This is a genomic window from Pseudomonas sp. 1D4 (assembly GCF_001728925.1).
GTDB lineage: Bacteria > Pseudomonadota > Gammaproteobacteria > Pseudomonadales > Pseudomonadaceae > Metapseudomonas > Metapseudomonas otitidis.
Genome location: NZ_LXJQ01000001.1, coordinates 86,818 through 109,061, shown reverse-complemented (window position 1 = coordinate 109,061; position 22,244 = coordinate 86,818). Strand labels below are relative to the sequence as shown.

Sequence of the window (22,244 nt, the reverse complement as noted above, 5' to 3'; positions counted from 1 at the left end):
TGTGAAACTTGCTGAAAACTTGGGAAAGCATGAAATATGTGCTCAACAACCTGATCGTGCAGCCCTGACGGGCTGCGCTTTCAGCGCAGGGCCAGCACGGCCTGCCATTCGGCATCGGTCACCGGCATCACCGACAGGCGCGAACCTTTCTGCACCAGCGGCATTGCCTGCAGGGCCTCTGCCTCGCGCAGCCGTGCCAGGGGGATGACCCGCGCGAAGGCCTCGACGAACTCCACGTCCAGGGCGCTCCAGGGGTTCTTCTCGTGGCTGGCCTTGGCGTCGAAGTAGTGGCTCTGTGGGTCCAGCGCCGTCGGGTCGGGGTAGGTGGCGCCGACGATGCGGGCAATGCCGGCGATGCCCGGTTCCGGGCAACTGGAGTGGTAGAAGAAGAACAGGTCGCCCGGGTTCATCGCGCGCATGAAGTTGCGTGCCTGGTAGTTGCGCACCCCGTCCCAGCGCGCTTGGCCGAGGCGTTGCAGGTCGTGGATCGACAGTTCGTCGGGTTCCGATTTCATCAGCCAGTGGGGCATGAACTTTGCTCCTGAAAAGTGGTCCTTGCGCGAGCAGAAAGAAATGTAACGATTAGCCGACATTCGGTTGGCGCCATAATTGCGCGTTATCACGGCTTGCCTGAAAATGCCGCGCTTCGAGCCGGACTTTGCCGCGCAGTCCGCTAAAAAAACAGAAAATCGCCGCAAGTCATCGCGGGCACCATGCCTTGAAGGGGGAGGCATTTCGATGAAGCGTAAACCCGATCTGCTCTGGGTACTGGTCATCATCTTCGGCCTGGGCGTGGTCACCACGGGCTACACCCAGAGCCTCTGGGAGCAGCGCCAGGGCAGCGCTCCCGCTGGCGTGATCACCCAGCAGCAACAGCCCTGACTCCCGGCGCCTGTCCTCCCGGCGCCCTCAGCGGTACCAGCCGCCGTCCGTCACCGTGCCCTGGAGGCGGACGTCCCAGTTCGCCAGCGGCAGTCGATCCACCTTCTGGCACTCATGGGCCAGGCCCAGCAGCGTCGGTTTCTGCCCCTGCTTGCGGCGTGACCGGTAGGCCAGGCTGCGGTCGTAGAAGCCACCGCCCATGCCCAGCCGGCCGCCCTCCTCGTCGAATCCCACCAGCGGCATCAGCACCAGGTCCAGCGTCCACACCGGCCGCTGCCGCGCCGTATTGGTGCGCGGCTCCTCGATGCGGAAGCGATTGCGCACCAGGCGCTCGCCGGGCATCAGGCGCTGGAAGGCCATGCGCGTCCGCGGCCAGGCATTGAGCACCGGCAGGTAGGTGGCCTTGCCCCGTCGCTGGGCTTCGCGCAGCAGCGGTCGCGGGTCGATCTCGCCGTCGTTGGGCAGGTACAGCGCAACGTGGCGGGCACGGCGGAACAGCGGATGCTGCGCAAGCTGGCGATACAGCGCGCGGGCGGCTTTCTTCTGCTGGAGGGGGGAGAGCTGGCGGCGTTGTTGCCTGAGGAGGCGCCGCAGAGCCGGGCGGGAGAGGGTGCCGGCAGTGACCATGAAAATATGACTCCCCGGTTATGCCGCTGTCGGGTTAGCCCTTGAACCCGAAAGTTCAAGGTGGAGGTTGCAGGAGGCGTTAAGGCTTTCCGTCAGGCGGACATGCACACCGGCCCCACTTACAACCCCCGTGGTTGTGCGTATCGGCTCAGGGACATCACCGACTGGCAAACACACCAGGGAGCTGGCGGCGAGTATACCCCAAGAAAGGTTGGTGGCGTCAGGCCCCGGGTGCATCCTGATCGGTGGCCAGGGCATGGTCGACCCGCTCCAGCAGATCGCGCACCCGTTCGCGGGTGGACGTGGCCTCCTGGTCGAGGCGCTGCTGCTTGTGCAGGAGCTCGTGGGTGATGTTGAGCGCCGCCATCACGGCGACGCGATCTGCACCGATCACCTTGCCGCTGTTGCGGATCTCGCGCATCTTGCCGTCCAGGTAGCGGGCGGCGCTTTCCAGGTTGGCGCGCTCGTCCGGGGGACAGGCGATGCAGTAATCCTTGTCGAGGATGTGGACGGTGACGGTATTGGACTGGGTCATGAATCCTGCTCCAGGGCTTTCAGGCGCGAAATCATCGCTTCGACCTTCTGCCGGGCCAGTTCGTTCTTTTCGATCAGATGAGCGCGTTCTTCTTTCCACATCCTCTCGTTCGCGAGCAGTTGCCGGTTGTGCGCCTTGAGCTGTTTCACGCGCTGGATCAGGTGTTCCAGGCGGGTGGCGAGTGCTTTCAGGTCGGCATCTTCCATGGGCTTTCTACTCGGCGATGAGTGGACGGGGACTATACAGGACCGGCCCGATCCAGGGACAAACCCCGCGGCGACGTCGCATGGTCTTGGCGCGCGTGCCGATGCTAGGATACGAGGCCGTCATTCTAGTGATTGCGCCCCCCGGCGCCTAGCCACCCATGCCCAGCCCGAACTCCCCGTATTCCGCATTCGCCGCGCTGCTCGCCAGCACCGGTCAGCCCGTTTCCCCTGCCGAACTCCACGGCCTGCTCCTGGGGCGCAGTTGCGCCGGAGCGGGCTTCGAGCCCGAGCCCTGGCTGGAGGACGCCGCCGAGCTGCTCGGCGCCTCGCCCGAGGACAACCTGCGCCAGGCCCTGATCGGCCTGCAGGAGATGGTCAAGGGTGAACTCACCGGCGGCGAGATGGCCGTCGTGCTGTTGCTGCCCGACGATGAAACGCCCCTGTCCGAACGCGCTGCGGCCCTGGGTCAGTGGTGCCAGGGCTTCCTCGGCGGCTTCGGCCTCACCGCGCGTGAAGGTGCGCTGTCAGGCGAAGCGGTCGAAGTCCTACAGGACCTTGCCTCCATCGCCCAGGTGCAGAGTGCTCTGGAAGATTCCGAGGACGGCGAGACCGACTACATGGAAGTGATGGAGTACCTGCGCGTCGCCCCCCTGTTGCTGTTCAGCGAATGCAACCGGGGCGCCGCACCGGCGCCGAAGACCTCCCTGCACTGACCCGCGTCACGGGTGCCATCCCGGCACCCTCGATCAAGGAGCGCGCATGACCCGTATCCCGAAGTCCGAATTCGCCCGTCGCCGCAAGGCGCTGATGGAGCAGATGGTGCCCAACAGCATCGCCATACTGCCCGCCGCGCCGGTTCACATCCGTAACCGCGATGTCGAGCACGTCTACCGCCAGGACAGTGACTTCCAGTACCTCAGCGGTTTCCCCGAGCCGGAAGCGGTGATGGTGCTGATCCCCGGACGCGAACACGGCGAATACGTGCTCTTCTGCCGCGAGCGTGATCCCGAGCGTGAACTGTGGGACGGCCTGCGTGCCGGCCAGGACGGCGCCACTCGCGATTACGGCGCTGACGACGCCTTCCCCATCGGCGACATCGACGACATCCTCCCCGGCCTGATCGAAGGCCGCTCGCGGGTCTACTACTCCATCGGCACCAACCCCGAGTTCGACCACCACCTCATGGAGTGGGTCAACGTGATCCGCTCCAAGGCCCGCCAGGGTGCCCAGCCGCCGAACGAGTTCGTCGCCCTGGACCACCTGCTGCACGACATGCGCCTGTACAAGTCCGCCGCCGAGATCAAGGTCATGCGCGAGGCCGGCGAAGTTTCCGCCCGTGCCCATGTCCGCGCCATGCAGGCCGCCCGTGCCGGCCTCTACGAATACAGCCTGGAAGCCGAGCTGGAATACGAGTTCCGCAAGGGCGGCGCGAAGATGCCCGCCTACGGCTCCATCGTCGCCGCCGGCAAGAACGCCTGCATCCTGCACTACCGCGAGAACGACGCCCCCCTCAAGGACGGCGACCTGGTGCTGATCGACGCCGCCTGCGAGCTGGACTGCTACGCCAGCGACATCACCCGCACCTTCCCCGTCAGCGGCCGCTTCAGCCCCGAGCAGAAGGCCATTTACGAGCTGGTACTGGCCGCCCAGGAGGCTGCCTTCCTCGAGATCGCCCCCGGCAAGCACTGGAACGAAGCTCACGAAGCCACGGTGCGGGTGATCACCGCCGGCCTGGTGGAGCTGGGGCTGCTGCAGGGCGAGGTGGACGAACTGATCGCCCGCGAAGCCTACAAGCCCTTCTACATGCACCGTGCCGGCCACTGGCTGGGCATGGACGTGCACGACGTCGGCGAATACAAGGTCGGCGGCGAATGGCGCGTCCTCGAACCCGGCATGGCGATGACCGTCGAGCCCGGCATCTACATCGGCGTCGACAATCAGGACGTGCCGAAGAAGTGGCGCGGCATCGGCGTGCGCATCGAAGACGATGTCGTGGTCACCCGGAAAGGCTGCGAGATCCTCACCGGCGGTGTACCCAAGACCGTTGCCGAGATCGAAGCCCTGATGGCCGCCGCCCGCAGCGAGGCCGCCTGACATGGCCCGCACCCAACTGGCGATCGTCGGCGGCGGCCTGGTGGGTGCCAGCCTGGCCCTGGCCCTGCAGCAAGGTGCCCGCGAGCGGGGCTGGAAGATCGTCCTCATCGAGCCCTTCGCACCCGGCAACAGCTACCAGCCCAGTTACGACGCCCGTTCCTCCGCCCTCTCCTTCGGTACCCGGCGCATCTACGAACGCCTCGGCCTGTGGCCGGCCATCGCCCAGCGCGCCGAACCCATCCTGCAGATCCACGTCTCTGACCGCGGCCGCTTCGGCGCGGCACGGCTGGCCGCCATCGAAGAGGGCGTCCCCGCCCTCGGCTACGTGGTGGAGAACGCCTGGCTCGGGCAGTGCCTGTGGCAGGCCCTGGACCCGGACGTGGTCACCTGGCACTGCCCGGCGGAAGTGGTGCGCATGGAGCCGCTGGAAGGCGGCTACCGCCTCAGCCTCAATGACGAGACCCAGCTCGAATGCGACCTGGCGATCCTCGCCGACGGCGGCCGCTCCAGCCTGCGCGAGCAACTGGGCATCGGTGTGCGTCGCAACCCCTACGGGCAGACCGCGCTGATCGCCAACGTCAGCCCGCTGGAGTCCCACCGTGGTCAGGCCTTCGAGCGCTTCACCGAAGAAGGCCCCATGGCCCTGCTGCCGCTGCCGGAAAACCGCTGTGCGCTGGTCTGGACCCGGCCGGGCAATGACGCCCAGCGCCTGGCCGGCCTCGACGACCGCGCCTTCCTCGCCGAACTGCAGGCCACTTTCGGCTACCGCCTGGGCGCCTTCGGCCAGGTGGGCGCGCGGCACCTCTACCCGCTCACCCTGATCGAGGCGGAAGAGCAGGTGCGCCCCAGCCTGGTGGTGCTCGGCAACGCCGCCCACAGCCTGCACCCCATCGCCGGCCAGGGCTACAACCTGTCCCTGCGCGACACCGTGGCCCTGGCGGAAACCCTGCTGGCCAGCACCGCGCCCCTGGGCGACCTCGCCACCTTGCAGGGCTACCTCGCCAGCCAGCGCCTGGACCAGGACCTGACCGTCGGCTTCTCCGACCAGGTCACCCGGCTGTTCTCCAACAAGGAGCCGCTGCTGGCCACCGGGCGCAACCTGGGCCTGCTCGGCCTCGACCTGTTGCCCCCGGCCAAGCGCTGGTTCGCCCGCCAGGCCATGGGCCTGGGCACCCGCCCGGTCTGACCGCGCCATGACGGACCGCCGACTGGCGCGCAAGGCGCGCATCCTGCGCTGGGCCTTGAACCTCTACCCGCCCTACCTCGGGGCGGGCATCCGCGTGCGGCAGATCAGCGCAGACTTCCGTCTGGTGCGGGTCAAGATGGGCCTGGGCTGGTACAACCGCAACTACGTCCGCACCCAGTTCGGCGGCTCGCTCTACAGCATGACCGACCCCTTCTACATGCTCATGCTGATGCAGTTGCTGGGGCGCGACTACATCGTCTGGGACAAGGCCGCCCACATCGACTTCGTCTCCCCGGGACGGGGACCGGTGTATGCCGAGTTCCACATCGATGACGCGCTGATCGAGCGCATCCGCCAGCACACCGCCGGCGGCGACAAATACCTGCCCGACCTGCACGTCGATGTGCGCGACGGCCACGGCACCCTGGTGGCCCGGGTGCGAAAGACCCTCTACGTGCGGCTCAAGCCGCAGGCGCGACAAGGCGCATAAGGAACGGACATGCAAGCGGATCTGATCATCGTCGGTGCAGGCATGGTGGGCAGTGCCCTGGCCCTGGCACTCAAGGACAGCGGGCTGGACATCCTCCTGATCGACGGCAGCCCCCTCAGCGTCAAACCCTTCGATGCCGAAGCGGCATTCGAGCCCCGTGTCAGCGCCCTGTCTGCCGCCAGCCAGCGCATCCTCGACCGCCTCGGCGCCTGGCCGGGCGTCGTCGCACGGCGCGCCAGTCCCTACGGCGAAATGCAGGTCTGGGATGGCACCGGCACCGGCGCTATCCACTTCTCCGCCGCCAGCGTCCACGCCGACGTGCTCGGCCACATCGTCGAGAACCGCGTGGTCCAGGACGCCCTGCTGGAGCCGCTGCACGACAGCGGCATCGGCCTCATGCCCAATGCCCGCCTCGAACACCTGCGCCATTCCGGCGACGACTGGCTGCTGACCCTGGTGGACGGCCGCCAGCTGCGTGCCCCGCTGGTGATCGCCGCCGACGGCGCCAATTCCGCCGTGCGCCGCCTGGCCGGCTGCGCCACCCGCGAGTGGGATTACCTGCACCACGCCATCGTCACCAGCGTGCGCTGCGAGCAGCCGCACCGGTGCACCGCCTGGCAGCGCTTCACCGACGACGGCCCGCTGGCCTTCCTGCCGTTGGATCGCCAGGGCGACGAGCACTGGTGTTCCATCGTCTGGTCCGTCACCCCGGAAGAAGCCGAGCGGCTCATGGCGCTGGACGACCAAGCCTTCTGCAGCGCCCTTGGTGCGGCCTTCGAGCACCGCCTGGGGCGCGTCGAGCACAGCGACCCGCGCCTGTGCATCCCCCTGCGCCAGCGCCACGCCAAGCGTTATGTCGAGCCCGGCCTGGCGCTGATCGGCGATGCCGCCCACACCATCCACCCGCTGGCGGGCCAGGGGGTCAACCTCGGCTTCCTCGACGCCGCCGTGCTGGCCGAAGTGCTGCTGCACGCCCACGCCCGTGGCGAGCGCCTGGCGGACGAGAAGGTGCTCAGCCGCTTCGAGCGCCGCCGCATGCCCTACAACCTGGGGATGATGGCCGCCATGGAGGGCTTCGAACGCCTGTTCCAGGCCGATCCGTTGCCCCTGCGCTGGCTGCGCAATGCCGGCCTGCGCTGGGTCAACCAGCAGCCGGAGGCCAAGGCGCTGTTCGTGCGCCAGGCCCTCGGCCTCTCCGGGGACCTGCCGGACCTCGCCCGCGCCTGACCGTCCGGGGCCTTGCGCCCCGGAGAAACACCCGGTCATACATGGCTGGCCAGCACGTAACTGAGATTGATTACCATCGCAAGCCTTTCCGACCACGAGAGGCATGAGCAATGAAGGCGCGCAAGACCCTTCTCACCCTGATGGCCGTCGGCCTCGGCATCCCCAGCGTGCAAGCCGCCGACGAGGTGGTGGTGTACTCCTCGCGCATCGACGAGCTGATCAAGCCGGTGTTCGACGCCTACACCGCCCAGACCGGCGTCAAGGTCCGCTTCATCACCGACAAGGAAGCGCCGCTGATGCAGCGCATCAAGGCCGAGGGCGAGAACGGCGTGGCCGACCTGCTGCTCACCGTCGACGGTGGCAACCTCTGGCAGGCCGAGCAGATGGGCATCCTCCAGCCCCTGGGCTCGGACGCGGTCAAGGCCAACATCCCCGCCCAGTACCGTTCCAGCAGCGACCAGTGGACTGGCCTGTCCCTGCGGGCCCGCACCCTCGTCTACTCCACCGAGCGGGTGAAGCCCGAAGACCTCTCCACCTACGAAGCCCTTGCCGGCCCGGAATGGGAAGGCCGCCTGTGCCTGCGTTCTTCGAAGAAGGTCTACAACCAGTCGCTGACCGCCGCGCTGATCGAAGCGCAGGGCGCCGAGCGTGCCGAACAGGTGCTCAAGGGCTGGGTCGCCAACCTGGCCACCGACCCCTTCGCCGACGACAACGCGGTGATTCAGGCCGTGGACGCCGGTCAGTGCGATGTCGGCATCGTCAACACCTACTACTACGGGCGCCTGCACAAGCAGAACCCGCAGCTGCGCGCCAAGCTCTACTGGCCCAACCAGGCGGACCGTGGCGTACACGTCAACCTCTCCGGCATCGGCCTGACCCGTCACGCGCCGCACCCGGAGGCCGCCCGCGCCCTGGTGGAATGGATGACCGGCCCCGACGCCCAGGGCCTGTTCGCCAGCCTCAACCAGGAGTTCCCGGCCAACCCCAAGGTGAACCCGTCTGACGAAGTGGCCGCCTGGGGCTCCTTCAAGGCCGACGACATGCCGGTGGAAGTCACCGGTCAGCGCCAGGCCGAAGCCATCCGCATGATGGACCGGGCGGGGTGGCGCTGAGCCCCACCCAAGGGGTTCTGACGAACCCCGCCGGCGGCGAGGCGGCGCCCCCGCGTTCGCCGCCTCGCCACTGGCACTGGCCGGCGTTCGCCGCCGCCTGCCTGGTGGTCCTGCCGTTGCTGGTGCTGCTGCTGGCCTGGCAGGAAGTGGACCGGGAGATCTGGGCCCACCTCTGGGAAACCCAGCTCCCCCGCCTGCTGGGCAACAGCCTGGTGCTGGTGCTTGGCGTCGGCACCGGCGTCACCCTGCTCGGGGTGAGCCTGGCCTGGCTGGTGGCGCTCTGCGAATTCCCCGGCCGGCGCTGGCTCGACTGGGCGCTGATGCTGCCCTTCGCCATCCCGGCCTATGTCCTGGCCTTCGTCTTCATCGGCCTGTTCGACTTCGCCGGCCCGGTGCAGAGCGCCCTGCGCGAATGGTTCGGCAACGACGTGCGGCTGCCCCCGGTGCGTTCCACCGGGGGCGTCATCCTGGTGCTGTCGCTGGTGTTCTATCCCTACGTCTACCTGTTGGCGCGGGCTGCCTTCCTGGCCCAGGGTCGCGGCCTCATGGAGGCTGCCCGCACCCTCGGGCAGTCCCCCTGGCAGGCGTTCTGGCGGGTCGCCCTGCCGGTGGCCTGGCCGGCCATCGGCGCCGGGCTGGCGCTGGCGGTGATGGAGACCCTGGCGGACTTCGGCGCCGTCTCGGTGTTCAACTTCGACACCTTCACCACCGCCATCTACAAGACCTGGTACGGCTTCTTCAGCCTTTCCAGTGCTGCCCAACTGGCCAGCCTGCTGCTGCTAGGCGTCGGCCTGGTGCTTTATGGTGAGCGCCGTGCCCGGGGCGTGCCGCGCCCGGCCAAGGAGCGCGGTCGCGGCGCACCGCTCTACCGGCTGCAGGGCTGGCGTGCCCTCGCCGCCAGCGGCTGGTGCGCCCTGGTGTTCGCCTGTGCCTTCGTCATTCCCCTGCTGCAGCTGCTGGCCTGGTTCTGGCAGCGCGGCCGCTTCGACCTGGACGAGCGCTACCAGGCGCTGGTGCTGCACAGCCTGGCCCTGGCCGGCCTGGCGGCGCTGATCACCGTGGGCGTCGCCCTGCTGCTGGTGTTCGCCCGGCGCCAGCAGCCAACGCGGCCGGTACGTGCCGCCGTGGGCCTGGCCAACCTCGGCTACGCCCTGCCCGGTTCGGTGCTGGCGGTGGCGCTGATGCTGGTGTTCAGCCATCTGGACCGCGCCGTCGTTGTCCCGCTGTCCACCGCCCTCGGCGGTGCCGGCAAACCGCTGCTGCTGGGTGGGCTCAGTGCCCTGCTGGTGGCCTACCTGGTGCGCTTCCTGGCGGTGGCCCACGGCCCGCTGGAGGGGGCGCTGGCGCGGGTCCGCCCGTCGCTGTCGGAGGCGTCCCGCAGCCTGGGCGTGGGTGGGTTCGGCCTGTTCCGCCGGGTCTACCTGCCGCTGCTCACACCGGGGCTGCTGAGTGCCGCGCTGCTGGTGTTCGTCGATGTGCTCAAGGAAATGCCCGCCACCCTACTGATGCGCCCTTTCGGCTGGGACACCCTGGCCGTGCGGGTCTTCGAGATGACCAGCGAAGGGGAGTGGGCACGGGCCTCGCTGCCGGCCCTCAGCCTGGTGCTGGTGGGGCTGCTGCCGGTGGTGCTGCTGATCCGCCGTTCGGCCCGCCCGATGGGTGGCGGATAGCTGCTCGACCAGCCGGTCACCCGTCGGGTGTCCAGTCTCCGACCTTGCAGCTACAATGCGCGCCATTCGTTGCGGCCCGCCCCTCGGACCCCGTGTCACGAAAGGCCCCCGGCAGCCCTGAACGCCAGGATTGGCGGGGGCTCGAGCGCGGATCGCAGTTCGCCAAGCCCGGAAGGAGAAACCCATGGGACAGCGCACACCGCTCCATGACCTGCACTTGGCCCTTGGCGCCAAGATGGTCGATTTCGGCGGTTGGGACATGCCGTTGCACTACGGTTCGCAAGTCGAGGAGCACCACCAGGTGCGCAGCGACTGCGGGGTCTTCGACGTGTCCCACATGACCGTCGTCGACGTTGCCGGCAGCCAGGCCATGGCCTACCTGCAGCGCCTGCTGGCCAACGACGTGAGCCGCCTGCAGAGTCCCGGCAAGGCGCTCTACAGCGTCATGCTCAACGAGCGGGGCGGCGTGGTGGACGACCTCATCGTCTACCTCACCGTCGAGGGCTACCGCGTGGTGGTCAACGCTGCCACCCGTGACAAGGACATCGCCTGGATGCAGCGCCACGCCGAAGCCTTCGACGTGCGCCTGGCCCTGCGCGACGACCTGGCCCTGCTGGCCATCCAGGGCCCCACCGCGCGCCAGCGCCTGGCCGATCTGGTGAGCAGCTCGCGTGCCGCGCTGATCCATGAACTCAAACCCTTCCAGGGGCTGCCCGAAGGCGACTGGTTCATCGCCCGCACCGGCTACACCGGTGAAGACGGGCTGGAAATCATGTTCCCCCGCGACCAGGCCGTGGACATGCTCAACGAGCTGGTCGGCGCCGGCATCTCCCCCATCGGCCTCGGCGCCCGCGACACCCTGCGTTTGGAGGCCGGCCTGAACCTCTACGGCCAGGACATGGACGAGGACACCTCGCCCCTGGCCTCCAACCTCGGCTGGACCATCGCCTGGAAGCCCGCCGAGCGAGACTTCATCGGCCGCAGCGCCGTGGAGGCCGAGCGTGCCGCCGGCCCCCACCCGAAGCTGGTGGGCCTGGTGCTGGAGGAGCGCGGCGTGCTGCGCGCCCACCAGGTGGTGCGGGTCGAGGGCATCGGCGATGGCGAGATCACCAGCGGCAGCTTCTCCCCCACCCTGGGCAAGTCCATCGCCCTGGCGCGGGTGCCGGCGGCCACCGGTGAGCGCGCCGAAGTGGAGATCCGTGGAAAGTGGTACCCGGTTCGCGTGGTCCAGCCGAACTTCGTTCGCAATGGCAGGGCCTTGATCTAAATTTCCCAGGCGGGCTGCCCGCCACTGTCCTTAGGAGCCAGAACAATGAGCAACATTCCCGCCGACCTGCGTTACGCCGCCAGCCACGAGTGGGCGCGCCTGGAAGCCGACGGCACCGTGACCGTCGGCATCTCCGACCATGCCCAGGAGGCCCTGGGCGATGTGGTCTTCGTCGAACTGCCGGAACTGGGCAAGGCCCTGGCCGCTGGCCAGGAAGCCGGTGTGGTGGAGTCGGTGAAGGCCGCGTCCGACATCTACGCGCCGGTCTCCGGCGAAGTCATCGCCATCAACGAGGAACTGGCCGACTCGCCCGAGCGGGTCAACAGCGACCCCTACGGTGCCTGGTTCTTCAAGCTCAAGCCGGCCAACACCGCCGAGCTGGACAAGCTGCTGGACGCTGCCGGCTACGCCGCCGTCGCCGAAGCCTGATCACGCCTGCGCCCCGCAACGGGGCGCGCCCGGTCGGTTGCACCACCGGCCGGGCCTGCGTTCTTCCTGATCGTTCGCCTGGAAATACCTGACCGCTGCCCATACCGGGCAACGGCGGTGTGCGCTCAGTTTTCGCTCTTCAGTTGCAGCCGCGAGAGCAGCCCGATCAGCAGCACGTTGAAGAGGATGACCAGAACACTGTTCGTCAGTGCGAAAAGGCTGATCAGCTCGTTGGACAACTGATCGTAGATGCTGAAGTCGAAGATCGACAGCAGGCGTTCGGCGACCCAGAACAGGTCGATGGCAATGATCAGGATCAGGATGACTTTGAGGGTGGGAATCGGATTGCCCATGGGGCGTGGTCCTTGTGCCGGTTGTGGGAGGCCAGTCTAACCCGGCCTCCCGTTGCGTTCCGTGCGGCGTATCGTCCGTTTCGCGTTATTCGCTGGCGAGGATGGCGCTGGCCAGCGCCTCGTCGCTGGCGGTGAGGTCGGGGTTGTCGGCGCGCACCTGGCGCAGCGCGGCCTCCAGGTAGGGGCCACGGATCTGCCCGTCGCTGGCGACGAAGCTGCTGGCGTCCTCACGGGCGGCGACGATCAGTTTGTGGTCCTTGAAGGTGACGTAGGTGGAGGCGGTGGTGGCGCCGGAGGAGATCACGTTGCGCCAGAAGGAATCGGCCATGGCCGAACCGGCAGGGAGGCTGATCAGGGCGAGAACGGCGGCAGCAAGACGGGTACGCATGGCGGGCTCCAGGGGGGGGGTACCTGGCACCTTGGATTCCAGGCCCGTGTCCGGAGTTCCGCCGACGCCGATGGGCACCGCCGAAGCGTCACTCGCGATGCAGCGCAGGGTCGTCCGGGTTCAGTTGCTCCAGCTCGGCCAGCAGGGCCTGTACCCGCTGGATCTGCCCCGCCTCGCGCCAGTAGGCGATCAGCGCCAGGCGGGCCTCGCGGTGGGCCGGCTGGCTTTCCAGCACCAGCTCCAGGCGCCGGCAGGCCTCCTCCAGCCGGCCGGCATCGTGCAGCACGGTGGCCAGTACGTAGCCGTAGCCCGGGTTGCCCGGTTCCAGCCTGACGGCTTGTTCGAGTGCCTGCAGTGCGCCGCTGCGGTCGCCCCGGCGCAGCAGGGCCAGGCCCCGAGCGTGGTGCAGGGCGCCCGCCTCGGGGTGCCGGGCCAGGGTCTGGTCCAGCAGGGCCAGGGCCTCGTCACCGCGCTGGTTGGTCTCCAGCCACTGGGCCAGGGCGACGCTGCCGGGCAGGTAGTCCGGGTGGCGTGCCAGCAGGGTGCGCAGGCGGCCTTCCACCTGGTCGGCGCGCCCATCGGCCTGCTGCAGCGCAGCCAGGGCGAGCTGCACCTCCGGGCGTTCGGCCTGGCGGCTGAGGGCTGCCTCGTATTCGCCGATGGCCTGGCTCCAGGCGCGCTGGTAGTTGCCCAGCCCGGTGGTGCGCATGCCCAGCAGGTCGCGGGCGGCGGCGATGCGCACGCCGCGTACCCGGTCGCTCAGCAGCGGGCCCAGCAGGTCGCGGCGCTGCTCCGGTGGCAGCAGGGCGCTGACGGCACGGATAGCCGTCTCGCGCACCTGGGGCGCGGCGTGGTTGAGGTCGTTGGCGGCCACCTTCAGCGCCCGCTCGCTGGGGTAGGCCGGCAGCTCCGCCAGCAGGGTGGCGCGGCGGATGGCCGGCAGGTCGGCGCGCTCCAGTTGCTGGAACAACGCCCGCGAGGCGCCCGGCTTGCCCTGACGCACCAGGGCCAGGCTTTCGTCATAGCGTGGGGCAGCGGCCTGGGGGCGGCCGTACCAGCGCTCGAACTCGCCCACCAGGGTCTCGCTGGGCAGGTTGGCGTGGCAGGCCTGGCAAGCATCCGAGGTGCCCAGCTTCAGGGCGTGGGCCGGGTCCGGCAGGCTGAAGCGGTGGTCGTGGCGCAGGTCGTTGCCCAGCAACGTGCGTGACGGCATGTGGCAGTCGACGCAGCGCGAGCCGGCCTCGCCGGAGCGGTGGTGATGGTGCTCGGGGCTGCTGTAGTCCCGCGCCCGCAGGCCCCGGTCGTCGATGCCGGCAACGCGGCTGCGGCCCTCGGGGTTGTGGCACTGGGTGCAGAGGCCGTCGCCTTCCACCTTCAGGGTGCCGGCGTGGGGGTCGTGGCAAGTGGTGCAGCTCAGGCCGCGTGCGTACATGCGGCTCTGGGTGAAGGCGCCGTATTCGTAGACCTGCTCCTTGAAGTGGCCGTTCAGCTCGTACAGTTCGCGGGTCAGGGCGGCGGGCAGGTAGTCATCCATGAAGCGGTTCTGCACCTGGTAGCCCTCGCCCAGCGGCGTGCGGCGGGCGTGGCAGCGCGCGCAGCTTTCCACCTGGAGGCGGCTGCTGGCACGGCTGAGGTCCAGGCTGAAGCCGGCCTGGGCGTGCAGGCCGCTGAAACGCGCCCATTCCAGGTGGCGCGAGGCCGGGCCGTGGCAGGCCTGGCAGCCGACGCCGGGGGTCTGCCATTGGCTGGCATAGCGGTCGGTCGTGGCGTCGTAGTTCTTCCGGTAGCCGCTGGTGTGGCAGTCGATGCACTGCAGGTTGGCGTTCTGCCCGGGTTGGGCCCAATGGCTGCCGGCCCTGCTGTCGATGCCCTGGCCCGTCGGCAGGCGGAACCAGGCCTGGCGCTGCACGTCCCAGGCGATGTCCAGGGCCTGGTAGCGTCCGTCCGGGAAGGCCAGCAGGAGCTGCTGCAACGGTTCGACGCCGATCACCCAGGCCACCCGGTAGTCGCCGGGCTGGCCGTCCGCTCCCGCCGTGCTCACCCAGAAGCCGCCGTCGCGCTGGAAGAAGCGCGTGGCGCCGGCGCCATCCTCGAAGCGGGCGTCGTTGAAGTCGCCCTTCACCGTACCGGCGTTGGCCTCCTGCAGGGCGAGCTGGTGGTGGGAGCCCTTCCAGGCACGGGCCTGGGGTGCGTGGCAGGTGGCGCACTGCTGCTCGTCCACCCACTGCGCGGGGCTGTCGTCGAGGCTGGCGCGGGGCTGGCTGGCCGGCGTGTAGGGACGCCCGCCAGCGATCCACAGCCAACTGCCCAGCCCCAGCAGCACCGCCAGCGACAGCAGCACCGGCAACACATAGCTGCGGTGTGGGCGGGTGGAGGGCGTGGGGCTCGAATCAGGCATGCAGACGTTCGCTGTGGCGCATGGGCACGGAAGGCGGCAGCTTCCGTGAAGGCATGGGGGCTGTCAAACCAGCGCCTGCGGCTCCCCCGGGTGGGGCCGCTCGCGGCGCAGGTCGCCCGTGTTGGCCTGCAACTGGTGCCGCACCCAGTTGCCGAAAGCACGCACCGCCGGGCGTTCCGCCTTCAGCGGATCGGCTACCAGGTAGTAGCCCCGGGGCGAGTCGATGCGGGTTTCGAAGGGGCGTACCAGCAGACCCCGCGCCAGGGCATCGCCGCTGAGCAGGTTGTCGCCGATGGCCACGCCCTGGGCGGCGATGCAGGCGGACTGGGCGCAATGGGCATCGGAGAAGACGATGCCGCTGGAGGCGTCCACCTGAGAGGCGCCGGCGGTGGCCAGCCAGACCCGCCAGTCGCTGTGGTCGTTCATGTGCAGCAGGGGGAAGTCCGCCAGCTCGGCCGGGTGCTTGAGTCCGCCGTGGGCATTGATCAGGCGCGGGCTGCACACCGGGAAGAAGCGCAAGGCGACGATCTGCTCCACCCACTGGTCCGGCCAGTCGCCCATGCCGTAGGCGATGAACAGGTCGGCCTCGGGATTGCGGGTGTCGTCGGGGGCCCGTGGCGAGACCACCCGCAACTGCACCTGCGGATACTGGCGCTGGAAGGAGCCGATGTGGTGGCACAGCCAGTAGGTGGCGAAGCCGGGGTTGCAGCTCACGCAGAGCCGCCCGGAGACCTCCTGCTGGTCCAGCCCCAGTGCGGCCTCGCGCAGGCTGGAGAGCGCTCGTTGCACGTCCCGTGCATAGCGTTCGCCCCGGTAGGTGAGGCCGATGCCACGGCCGATGCGCTCGGTGAGGGCGAAGCCGAGGGCCTCTTCCAGGCTGCTGATCTGGTGGCTGATGGCGCTGCGGGTCAGGCTCAGCTCGCGGGCGGCAGCGGAGACGCTGCCCAGCCGGGCGACGGCGTCGAAGGCGCGCAGGGCAGTCATCGAAGGAAAGCGCATGGGGGCTCCGGAGCGGTGATGGGGCTGTGAATGGTGAGCAGGATCGAACAATAAGGCAAAAACAATTCGATTGTAGTTGCGTGTTGTTCACCAATACTGGAGCCCTTCCTCCGGCGGAAGCCGGGAGCCCATAACCAGAACAAGAGGTGCTCGCATGACCCGTTGTGCCCAGGCGCTCGTCCAGTTGCTCGAAGGCTACGGTGTCGACACCGTCTTCGGCATTCCCGGCGTGCATACCGTCGAGCTGTATCGCGGCCTGCACGGCAGCCGCCTGCGGCATGTCAGCCCGCGCCACGAGCAGGGTGCCGGTTTCATGGCCGACGGCTATGCCCGTGCCAGCGGCAAGCCGGGGGTGTGCTTCATCATCACCGGCCCGGGCATGACCAACATCCTCACCGCCATGGGCCAGGCCTACGCCGACTCGGTGCCCATGCTGGTGATCTCCACCACCAGCCGCCGCGAGCACCAGGCCCTGGGTCACGGCTACCTCCACGAGCTGCCGGACCAGCGCGCCATGGTTGCCGGCGTCTGCGCCTTCAGCCACACCTTGCAGCGCCCCGACGAACTGCCCGAGGTGCTGGCCCGCGCCTTCGGCCTGTTCCGTTGCGCTCGCCCGCGCCCGGTGCACATCGAGATTCCCCTGGACGTGCTGGAGATGCCGGCCGACGGCCTGGACCTGCGCCCACGCCCGCTGCCCGAGGCCGCCGCGCCGGCACCGGCCGCCGTGGCCGAGGCAGCCGCCCTGCTCGCCCGCGCCCGGCGCCCGCTGATCCTCGCTGGTGGCGGGGCGCGGGGTGCCGGCCCTGCCCTGCGTCAGTTGGCCGAGCGCCTGCAGGCGCCGGTGGCCCTCACCACCAACGCCCGGGGCCTGCTGGAGCCCGGGCATCCGCTGCTGCTCGACGGTGTGCAGTCCGCTGCCCACGGCCGGGCGCTGTTCGCCGAGGCCGATGCGGTCCTGGCCGTCGGGACCGAGCTGGGCGAGACCGACTACGACTTCTTCGGCCTCGGCCCCTTCCGTGTCGAGGCACCGCTGATCCGCCTCGACATCGACCCGCTGCAGGTGCTCGGTGCCGCCCGGGCCGACATCGGCCTGCTGGGCGATGCCGGCCTCGGCCTGGCGGCGCTGCTGGCGGCACTGCCCGCCGGGGCGGGCGATGGTGAATGGGCCCGGGCCGCCGTGGCGCGGGTCAACGCCTGCGAGCGCGACGGCTGGAACCCCCGCCAGCGGGCGATGCAGGCCCTGCTGGATACCCTGCGCGACAGCCTGCCGGCGCCGATCCTGGTGGGCGACTCCACCCAGCCGGTGTACCAGGGTGCCCTGGGCTACCGGGCCCCGGCCCCGGTCAGTTGGTTCAACGCCGGTACCGGCTACGGCACCCTCGGCTATGCCCTGCCGGCGGCCATCGGCGCCAAGCTGGCCTGCCCCCACCGCCCGGTCCTGGCGCTGGTGGGCGATGGCGGCCTGCAGTTCTCCAGCGCCGAGCTGATCGCCGCCCGCGAGGCCGGGGCCGGGGTGATCCTGGTGCTGTGGAACAACCACTGCTACGGCGAGATCCGCGACAGCATGCTGGCCCGCGAGGTGCCGCCGCTGGGGGTGGACATCCTCGCCCCGGACTTCGCCGCCCTGGCCCGCGCCTGCCATGTGCGCCACCACCGCGTGACCGGCCTGGAGGCGCTGGGTGCGCTGCTCGGCGAGCTGGACGGGAGCGCCGAGCCGCACCTGGTCGAGCTCGACGCCGCCGACTTCCTGCCTGCCTGAGCCCGGAGCGCCCATGTCTGCCAAAGCCTTTGCCCTCGATTGGGTGGAACGTCATCGCCAGCCGCTGTCCGACTGGCACCAGGTGATCTGGCACTTCGCCGAGCCGGCCTTCCGTGAGTACAAGTCCTGTGCCTGGTACGTCGACCTGCTGCGCCGCGAGGGCTTCACCGTGGAGGAGGCCAGCGGCGGCATGCCCACGGCCTTCTGCGCCACCTTCAGCAGCGGCGACGGACCGGTGCTGGCCAGCTACGCCGAGTACGACGCGGTGCCCGGCAACTGCCAGGCCGCCACCACCCGGCCGATGCCCCGCGAGGGCCTGTCGCGCTTCGCCCCGGGCCACACCGACCCGCACTCGGCCCTGGGCATCAGCGCCCTGGGTGGGGTGCTGGCCGCCAAGGCCGCCATGCAGGCGCACGGTCTCAAGGGCACCCTGCGCTTCTTCGGCGAGCCGGCGGAGAAGCTGCGCGCCTCCAAGCCGGTGCACGCGGCCAAGGGGTACTACGACGGCCTCGACGCGGCCATCAGCTTCCACCCCACCTACCTGCTGCCGCTGAACAACACCACCACCTGGGACACCCACTGCGGTATCGCCTACGCCTTCATCTACAGCTTCACCTGCGAGGCGCCCCAGGACTGGATCGCTGCCGACGCCTACAGCCCGATCCCGCAGAACCACCTGGCGGCCCGCGCGCCGGGCGCCAACGACGCGCTGGTGCACTTCTACACCCTCAACGAGAGCCTGCGCCGCTCCACCCTGCCGTTCACCGGCCTGTGGAGCTTCAACGAGGCCATCCTCACCGCCGGCCAGGCCACCGCCGACAACCTGCCGCCGCACCTGGCGCAGATCCAGTACCTGCTGCGCTGCGATTCCATCGAGCAGGCCGAGACCGTCTGCCGGGTGATGGACAACAACGCTGCAGCGGCGGCCCTGGCCACCGGCTGCCAGTGGAAGAAGACCTGGGTGTGCAAGTCCCGCGGCGGGCTGCCCAACCATGTGCTGGCCCAGGCCACCTACGACAACCTGGCCGCCGTCGGTGCGCCGCAGTGGGGCGAGGCGGCCATCGCCGTGGCCCGGGAGATCCAGGCCAACCTGGGGCTGGAGCCCATGGAGCGGCCCTTCCTCGCGGCCACCGAGGCCCTCATCGACCCCCGCGAGTGCGAGCGCCAGTTGCGCCTGCAGATGCCGGCCTGGCAGCGCCACCTCACCTCCGACGACTACCCGGAATACACCTGGCATTGCCCGACGGTGCGCCTGCTGGTGGCGCGGCCGATGCTCGCCGCCGCCGGCACGCCCTACCCGGACTGGGTGGCCAATGCCCTGGGCGGCATCCGCGAGACCATCGACCCGATGATCCAGGTGGCGGCCAAGACCATCGCCGCGACCCTGGTGGACCTGCTCACCCGGCCCGAGTTGCTGGGGGCCGCGCGGGAGGAGTTCGTCCGGCGCACCGGCGGCGGCATCGGTGGCGAGCACTGGCAGGCGCCGCTGCTGCCGGCCGACTTCGAGGCGCCTCACCGGTTCCGCTGGCCGGAGTACATCCGCACCGTGCGCGGCGAAGAGTGGTGGATTCCGGCGCGGGACGACGAATGAACGGGAGCGAAGCGATGAACCAGGCATGTGACGGCGCCACCCCGGTGGTGGCCATCGAGGGGCTGCACAAGAGCTACGGCGACCATGCCGTGCTCAAGGGCATCTCCCTGGAGGCGCGGGAGGGCGACGTGGTGTCGCTGATCGGCGCCAGCGGCTCGGGCAAGAGCACCCTGCTGCGCTGCATCAACCTGCTGGAGATTCCCGATGCCGGCAGCCTGCGCATCAACGGCGAGGCCGTGCTGCTCAAGCGTGACCGCCACGGCCATGGGCGCATCGGCGACCCGCGCCAGGTGGAGCGACTGCGGGCGCGGCTGGCGATGGTGTTCCAGAACTTCAACCTCTGGCCCCACCGCACGGTGCTGGAGAACGTCATAGAGGCGCCCGTGCATGTGCTCGGCGAGCCCCGCGCGGAGGCCATCGCCCACGCCGAGCAGTTGCTGGAGCGGGTCGGCCTGGCGGACAAGCGCCATGCCTACCCGGCCTTTCTCTCCGGTGGCCAGCAGCAGCGCGTGGCCATCGCCCGGGCGCTGGCCGTGCGGCCCCGGGTGATGCTGTTCGACGAGCCCACCTCGGCGCTGGACCCGGAGCTGGTGGGCGACGTGCTGCGGGTGATCCGCAGCATCGCCGAGGAGGGCCGCACCATGATCCTCGTCACTCACGAGATGGCCTTCGCCCGTGATGTCTCAAGCCAGGTGGTGTTCCTCCACCAGGGCCGCATCGAGGAACAGGGCCCGCCCGAGCAGGTGCTGCTGGACCCGCGCAGCGAGCGCTGCCGGCAGTTCGTGATGGCCCAGGACAACCGCTGAATCCCCTGACAACAACGACCACAACCGAGGGAATGCACATGAAGAAAACCCTTCTCGCCCTGCTCCTGGCCGCCGCCAGCCACGCAGCGACGGCCCAGGAGACCATCGTCTTCGGCATCGCCCTGGAGCCCTACCCGCCGTTCTCCTTCAAGAGCGGCAAGGGTGAATGGAGCGGCTTCGAGCCGGAGCTGATCCGCGCAGTGTGCGAACGCCTGCAGGCCCAGTGCCCGCTCAACGAGATGGCCTGGGACGGGCTGATCCCGGCGCTCAAGGCGCAGCAGGTGGACGTGGTGCTGAACTCCCTGTCGATCACCCCCGAGCGGCGCCAGGTGGTGGACTTCAGCGAGCCCTATTTCTTCACCCCGGCGCTGTGGGTCGCCGACCGCAGCCTCGACGTGGCGCCCACGCCGGAAGGCCTCAAGGGCCTGATCATCGGCGTGCAGGGCTCCACCACCCACTCGGCGTACGTCAAGGCGTACTACGGCAAGACTTCCACCGTGCGCTACTACAACGACCAGGACGACCTGCTCGCCGACCTGCGCAGCGGCCGGGTCGATATCCTCCTCGCCGACCAGTTGGCGGTGGAGCCGCTGCTCGACCTGCCGGACAACGCCATGCTCGCCAGCAAGGGCGCGGCGCCCCAGGACCCGTTGCTGGGCGAAGGCGTCGGCGCGGCGGTGCGCAAGGGCAATGATGCCCTGCGCGAGCGCCTCAATCAGACCCTGCAGGCGCTGCGCGACGATGGCACCTACGACGCCATCCGCAGCCGCTACTTCAAGACCGACATCGCGGCACGGCCATGATGGCGCCCGATTTCTCCCAACTGCTGTTCGCCGACGGCTGGCTGCAGGCCCTGGCCCAGGGTGCCATCCGCACCCTGGGCATCTCCCTGGGGGCGTTCGTGCTCGGGCTGGCGCTGGGGCTGAGCGTGGCCCTGCTGAAGCTGTGGGGGCCGCGCTGGCTGGTGATCTGGGCCAACTGCTACACCACGCTGTACCGCGCGGTGCCGGAGCTGCTGCTGATCCTGCTGCTGTACTACGCCGGCTCCGACCTGCTCAACCTGCTGATGGCCGCCGCCGGCCAGCCGCCGGTTGAGGTCAACGGCTTTCTCGCCGCCATCGTGGTGCTGGGCATCGTCCAGGGCGCCTATTCGGCGGAGATCATCCGTGGCGCCATCGAGGCCATCCCGGTGGGCCAGGTGGAGGCGGCGCGGGCCTATGGCATGAGGCCGCTGCTGGTGCTGCGGCGGGTGCTGCTGCCGAGCATGCTGCCCCACGTGGTCGCCGGGCTCTCCAACCTCTGGCTGGTGCTGGTCAAGGACAGCGCGCTGATCAGTGTGGTGGGCTACAGCGAGCTGCTGGGCGCGGGGCGCCAGGCGGCGGCTTCGACCAAGCACTACCTGATGTTCTACCTGGTGGTCGCGGCCTTCTACTACGTCATCACCCTGTGTTCCGGGCTGGTCTTCCGCCGTATCGAAGCGCGCTTCGAGCGGTGGATGCCCCGGCTCGCCTAGGAGGCCCCGTGGACTTTTCCTGGTTGGACGGTTTCATCGGCGAGCTTTCCCGTGGCGTGCTGCTGACGGTGCAGCTGCTGCTGGTGTCGGCGGTCTTCGGCTTCCTGCTCGCCGTTGCCGTGGCGCTGGCGCGGCTGGCCCGCAACCCGCTGCTGGCCGGCGCGGCGCGCTTCTACACCAGCGTGCTGCGGGGCACGCCGCTGCTGGTGCAGATCTACATCCTCTACTACGGCCTCGGCAGCGTGTTCGCCAGCTTCCCGCTGATCCGTCACAGCCTGCTCTGGCCCTATCTGCGCGAGGGCTTCTGGTACGTGGCGCTGGCCCTGACCCTGAGCGTGGGGGCCTATGTCGGCGAGGTGCTGCGCGGTGGCTTGCGGGCGGTGCCCCGGGGCGAACTGGAGGCGGCGCGGGCCTACGGCATGCGACCCGGGCAGGTGCTGAGGCGGGTGTGGATGCCGCGGGCCCTGCAGATGCTGCGCCCGGCCCTGGCCGGCGAGAGCGTGATGCTGCTCAAGTCCACGGCGCTGGCCTCCACCGTGGCGGTGACCGACCTGCTGGGGGCGGCGAACCTCGTGCGCGCGCAGACGCTGAAGGTGTACGAGCCGTTGCTGGTGGTGGCGGTGGTGTACATCGTCCTCGCCTTCCTCATCGAACAGGGCTTCGCGCGCATCGGCCGTACGCCGCAGCGCCAGGCCTGAATCCATGGACCCGG

Annotated in this window: 23 protein-coding genes, 1 other RNA gene and 1 pseudogene; 16 read left to right on the top strand and 9 right to left on the bottom strand. The window is 69.4% G+C overall.

Annotated elements, in window-relative coordinates:
• Positions 1–80: 80 nt before the first annotated feature.
• A complete protein-coding gene (locus tag A7D27_RS00515; RefSeq protein WP_069563810.1) occupies positions 81–530 on the bottom strand; it encodes an EVE domain-containing protein in 450 nt (149 codons plus the stop codon).
• A 208-nt stretch (positions 531–738) separates the two neighbouring features.
• On the opposite strand from A7D27_RS00515, the gene A7D27_RS28235 reads away from it, so the two are divergent.
• Positions 739–882 (top strand): hypothetical protein, encoded by a 144-nt coding sequence (locus tag A7D27_RS28235; protein ID WP_164707296.1) that lies wholly within the window; start codon positions 739–741, stop codon positions 880–882.
• 27 nt (positions 883–909) lie between these two features.
• On the opposite strand, the gene A7D27_RS00510 is transcribed toward A7D27_RS28235, so the two are convergent.
• The 4 genes from A7D27_RS00510 to A7D27_RS00495 all read right to left on the bottom strand — a co-directional run bounded on the left by A7D27_RS00510 (position 910) and on the right by A7D27_RS00495 (position 2,250).
• Entirely contained in the window at positions 910–1,509 is a 600-nt protein-coding gene (locus A7D27_RS00510) for a 5-formyltetrahydrofolate cyclo-ligase (RefSeq protein ID WP_069563809.1), read from the bottom strand.
• A 7-nt stretch (positions 1,510–1,516) separates the two neighbouring features.
• Positions 1,517–1,695, bottom strand: a non-coding RNA gene (ssrS, locus tag A7D27_RS00505) — 6S RNA.
• A 34-nt stretch (positions 1,696–1,729) separates the two neighbouring features.
• Positions 1,730–2,044 carry a cell division protein ZapA gene (locus A7D27_RS00500; RefSeq protein WP_069559493.1) on the bottom strand — a complete coding sequence of 105 codons (315 nt, stop codon included), beginning with the start codon at positions 2,042–2,044 and terminating at the stop codon, positions 1,730–1,732.
• Complete coding sequence (locus tag A7D27_RS00495) at positions 2,041–2,250, bottom strand: TIGR02449 family protein (RefSeq protein ID WP_069563808.1); 210 nt, start codon at positions 2,248–2,250, stop codon at positions 2,041–2,043. The genes A7D27_RS00500 and A7D27_RS00495 overlap by 4 nt, the downstream gene beginning before the upstream one ends.
• Positions 2,251–2,408: 158 nt before the next feature.
• Between A7D27_RS00495 and A7D27_RS00490 the strand changes: the two genes are divergently transcribed.
• The 9 genes from A7D27_RS00490 (at position 2,409) to gcvH (ending at position 11,725) form a co-directional block, all read left to right on the top strand.
• Positions 2,409–2,963 carry a YecA family protein gene (locus A7D27_RS00490; protein WP_044402140.1) on the top strand — a complete coding sequence of 185 codons (555 nt, stop codon included), beginning with the start codon at positions 2,409–2,411 and terminating at the stop codon, positions 2,961–2,963.
• Positions 2,964–3,009: 46 nt separating this feature from the next.
• Positions 3,010–4,344, top strand: a complete 1,335-nt coding sequence (pepP, locus tag A7D27_RS00485; protein ID WP_069559492.1) for a Xaa-Pro aminopeptidase — start codon at positions 3,010–3,012, stop codon at positions 4,342–4,344.
• A gap of 1 nt (position 4,345) precedes the next feature.
• Entirely contained in the window at positions 4,346–5,530 is a 1,185-nt protein-coding gene (gene ubiH / locus A7D27_RS00480; protein ID WP_069563807.1) for a 2-octaprenyl-6-methoxyphenyl hydroxylase, read from the top strand.
• A 7-nt stretch (positions 5,531–5,537) separates the two neighbouring features.
• On the top strand, positions 5,538–6,020 hold the full coding sequence (locus tag A7D27_RS00475; protein ID WP_069563806.1) for a DUF4442 domain-containing protein: 483 nt from the start codon (positions 5,538–5,540) through the stop codon (positions 6,018–6,020).
• 9 nt (positions 6,021–6,029) lie between these two features.
• Positions 6,030–7,247, top strand: coding sequence for a 2-octaprenyl-3-methyl-6-methoxy-1,4-benzoquinol hydroxylase (locus A7D27_RS00470; RefSeq protein WP_069563805.1), 1,218 nt, complete (start codon positions 6,030–6,032; stop codon positions 7,245–7,247).
• Between the two features lie 110 nt (positions 7,248–7,357).
• Positions 7,358–8,359 carry an extracellular solute-binding protein gene (locus A7D27_RS00465; protein ID WP_069563804.1) on the top strand — a complete coding sequence of 334 codons (1,002 nt, stop codon included), beginning with the start codon at positions 7,358–7,360 and terminating at the stop codon, positions 8,357–8,359.
• Between the two features lie 101 nt (positions 8,360–8,460).
• A complete protein-coding gene (locus tag A7D27_RS00460; RefSeq protein WP_069563885.1) occupies positions 8,461–10,029 on the top strand; it encodes an iron ABC transporter permease in 1,569 nt (522 codons plus the stop codon).
• Between the two features lie 184 nt (positions 10,030–10,213).
• Positions 10,214–11,296, top strand: a complete 1,083-nt coding sequence (gene gcvT, locus A7D27_RS00455; protein WP_069563803.1) for a glycine cleavage system aminomethyltransferase GcvT — start codon at positions 10,214–10,216, stop codon at positions 11,294–11,296.
• 45 nt (positions 11,297–11,341) lie between these two features.
• The gene (gcvH, locus tag A7D27_RS00450; RefSeq protein WP_069559486.1) at positions 11,342–11,725 is read left to right on the top strand and encodes a glycine cleavage system protein GcvH; all 384 of its coding nucleotides are present in this window, start codon (positions 11,342–11,344) and stop codon (positions 11,723–11,725) included.
• 125 nt (positions 11,726–11,850) lie between these two features.
• On the opposite strand, the gene A7D27_RS00445 is transcribed toward gcvH, so the two are convergent.
• The 4 genes from A7D27_RS00445 to A7D27_RS00430 all read right to left on the bottom strand — a co-directional run bounded on the left by A7D27_RS00445 (position 11,851) and on the right by A7D27_RS00430 (position 15,863).
• A complete protein-coding gene (locus A7D27_RS00445; protein WP_069559485.1) occupies positions 11,851–12,078 on the bottom strand; it encodes a hypothetical protein in 228 nt (75 codons plus the stop codon).
• An 85-nt stretch (positions 12,079–12,163) separates the two neighbouring features.
• Positions 12,164–12,466, bottom strand: coding sequence for a DUF2388 domain-containing protein (locus A7D27_RS00440; RefSeq protein WP_069559484.1), 303 nt, complete (start codon positions 12,464–12,466; stop codon positions 12,164–12,166).
• An 88-nt stretch (positions 12,467–12,554) separates the two neighbouring features.
• Complete coding sequence (locus tag A7D27_RS00435) at positions 12,555–14,864, bottom strand: tetratricopeptide repeat protein (protein ID WP_069563802.1); 2,310 nt, start codon at positions 14,862–14,864, stop codon at positions 12,555–12,557.
• A gap of 63 nt (positions 14,865–14,927) precedes the next feature.
• Complete coding sequence (locus tag A7D27_RS00430; protein WP_069559482.1) at positions 14,928–15,863, bottom strand: LysR substrate-binding domain-containing protein; 936 nt, start codon at positions 15,861–15,863, stop codon at positions 14,928–14,930.
• A 154-nt stretch (positions 15,864–16,017) separates the two neighbouring features.
• Here A7D27_RS00430 and A7D27_RS00425 point away from each other — a divergent pair, with 154 nt between their 5' ends.
• The 6 genes and pseudogenes from A7D27_RS00425 to A7D27_RS00400 all read left to right on the top strand — a co-directional run bounded on the left by A7D27_RS00425 (position 16,018) and on the right by A7D27_RS00400 (position 22,230).
• Entirely contained in the window at positions 16,018–17,622 is a 1,605-nt protein-coding gene (locus tag A7D27_RS00425) for a 5-guanidino-2-oxopentanoate decarboxylase (protein ID WP_069563801.1), read from the top strand.
• A gap of 13 nt (positions 17,623–17,635) precedes the next feature.
• Positions 17,636–19,213 (top strand): peptidase M20, encoded by a 1,578-nt coding sequence (locus A7D27_RS00420; protein ID WP_069563800.1) that lies wholly within the window; start codon positions 17,636–17,638, stop codon positions 19,211–19,213.
• Positions 19,214–19,296: 83 nt separating this feature from the next.
• Positions 19,297–20,019: pseudogene (locus A7D27_RS00415) on the top strand (ABC transporter ATP-binding protein); the annotation flags it as partial.
• Positions 20,020–20,057: 38 nt separating this feature from the next.
• Complete coding sequence (locus A7D27_RS00410) at positions 20,058–20,822, top strand: transporter substrate-binding domain-containing protein (RefSeq protein WP_069563799.1); 765 nt, start codon at positions 20,058–20,060, stop codon at positions 20,820–20,822.
• Positions 20,822–21,532 carry an ABC transporter permease gene (locus tag A7D27_RS00405; RefSeq protein ID WP_069559477.1) on the top strand — a complete coding sequence of 237 codons (711 nt, stop codon included), beginning with the start codon at positions 20,822–20,824 and terminating at the stop codon, positions 21,530–21,532. The genes A7D27_RS00410 and A7D27_RS00405 overlap by 1 nt, the downstream gene beginning before the upstream one ends.
• 8 nt (positions 21,533–21,540) lie before the next feature.
• Complete coding sequence (locus A7D27_RS00400; RefSeq protein ID WP_044402190.1) at positions 21,541–22,230, top strand: ABC transporter permease subunit; 690 nt, start codon at positions 21,541–21,543, stop codon at positions 22,228–22,230.
• Positions 22,231–22,244 lie beyond the last annotated feature (14 nt).